2 protein-coding genes are annotated in these 1,946 nt (G+C 67.7%); both read left to right on the top strand.

What is annotated here, in order from left to right; genetic code table 11:
• Nucleotides 1-227: CinA family protein (locus ACT6Y9_RS10695; protein ID WP_443744516.1), on the top strand; the 227-nt coding region annotated here is incomplete at its 5' end.
• A 72-nt stretch (nt 228-299) separates the two neighbouring features.
• Nucleotides 300-1,778, top strand: coding sequence for a hemolysin family protein (locus tag ACT6Y9_RS10690; RefSeq protein WP_295477713.1), 1,479 nt, complete (start codon nt 300-302; stop codon nt 1,776-1,778).
• The last annotated feature ends 168 nt before the right edge of the window (nt 1,779-1,946 follow it).

Below are 1,946 nucleotides of genomic sequence, written 5' to 3'. Positions count from 1 at the left end.
GCGTCGCCGGCCCCTCCGGCGGGACGGCCGCCACGCCCGTCGGCACCGTCGCGATCGGCTGGGCCGAGCGCACGCCCGAAGGGGCCGTCGTCACCTCCGTGCGCACGATCCATGCGCCGGGAGGCCGCCGCGAAGTGCGCCTCGCCGCGGCGCTCACCGCGCTCCAGGGCCTCATCGCCCTCATCGACGGCGCCGATCCGATGCGCATGCCGTGCGAATTCGACTGACGGCGCGATCTCGGCCTCTTCCAATCCTCTTCACTTCTCCCTCAACACGTCACCCCCACGGGGCACACCACCATGTCGAGTTCACTGGACATACTGCTTCTGCTCGTCCTTATTCTTTTGAACGGCGTCTTCGCCATGAGCGAGATCTCCGTCGTTACGAGCCGCCGCGCACGCCTGCAGAAGCTTCTTGACGAAAAGACCACGGGCGCGCAGCGCGCGCAGGAGCTCAACGCCGATCCGACGCGCGCGCTCTCGACGATTCAGGTGGGCATCACCTCGATCGGCATTCTCTCGGGCATCGTGGGCGAATCCGCCCTCGCGCAGCCGGTGGCCGCGGGCCTGATCAGCCTCGGCGTCAATCCCGAGACCGCCAAGGGGATCGGCGTCGTGATCGTCGTGGTGCTCATCACCTACTTCTCGATCGTCTTGGGCGAGCTCGTCCCGAAGCGCATCGGGCAGATGTCGCCCGAGCGGATCGCCTGCCGCATCGCGCCCCCGATCCACTTCCTCTCGGTGGTCGCCGCCCCCTTCGTGCAGCTCCTTTCGATTTCGACCCGGTGGCTGCTCAAGCGCCTCGGCATTGAGGAGAAGGAGGGCGCCTCGGTCACCGAGGAGGAGATCCACGCGATGATCGAGGAGGGTCAGGAGTCGGGCGTGATCGAGACGGCTGAGCGCGACATGGTGCGCAACGTCTTCCGCCTCGACGACCGTCAGGTCGCCTCCCTCATGACGCCGCGTGCGGACATCAGCTGGATCAACGTTGAGGATCCCGTCGAGGAGAACATCGAGCGCATCCGCACTTCGCGCCGCTCGCGCCTGCCCGTCTGCGAGGGGAGCCTCGACAACGTGAAGGGCGTGTGTTCGACGCGCACGCTCCTGCAGCAGATCCTCGAGACGGGGCGCCCGGACTTCTCGAGCCACCTCTCGCCCGTCAACTACGTGCCCGAATCCCTCACCGGCATGGAGCTCCTCGAGCACTTCCGCAAGACCGACGTTCCGCTCGCCCTCGTCGTGGACGAATACGGCGAGGTGATGGGGCTCGTTACGCCCCGCGACGTCCTCGAGGCGATCGCGGGCGAATTCAAGCCCGAGAAGCCCGGCGACAGCTGGGCGAGCCGGCGCGAGGACGGCTCCTGGCGCCTCGACGGCATCATCCCGGTGCCGGAATTGAAGGACGTCCTCAACCTGAAGCGCGTCCCCGAAGAGGAGGAGGGCCGCTACAGCACCCTCGCGGGCATGCTGATGCTTCTCTTGGGGCGCCTGCCGCGCGAGGGCGACCTCGTCGAATGGGGCGGCTGGCGCTTTGAGATTGTGGACATGGACGGCCGACGCGTGGACAAGGTCTTCGCCTTTGAATTGGGCGAACGCCCGGGAAAGGCGAAGCCCGCCGCGCAAGAGGAAGTTGTCCCCAAGGCGGCGCCCAAGGCCCCCGCTCAGATCCCGTCCGCTCCGAACGCGTCCCATGACGGCGCGGACCGCGCCGCTCCAAAGACTGTGGACAACCCTGTGGATGACCGCAAGCCCGAAGCGCCCCGGCCTGTGGACAAGTGACGCGGTGCACGCCTGGGGCGTCCGTCTCCCGGAGGGGCCGCCCCGGGCGGGATGATTTTTGGTAGCCTTTTGCGGTGAAAAGAATCAATGAAGGGCTGCCCGAGCTCAAAGTGCGCAGGGCGGCCCTTGCTTTCTGCGCCGCTCCCGGGGCCTGCCCGGCCCCGGGAG

Origin of the sequence: Sutterella sp. (assembly GCF_052272535.1) — a bacterium.
Taxonomy (GTDB): Bacteria; Pseudomonadota; Gammaproteobacteria; order Burkholderiales; family Burkholderiaceae_F; genus Sutterella.
Note: the sequence above shows the minus strand (reverse complement) of the source record. Positions and strands in the feature narration are given on the sequence as shown.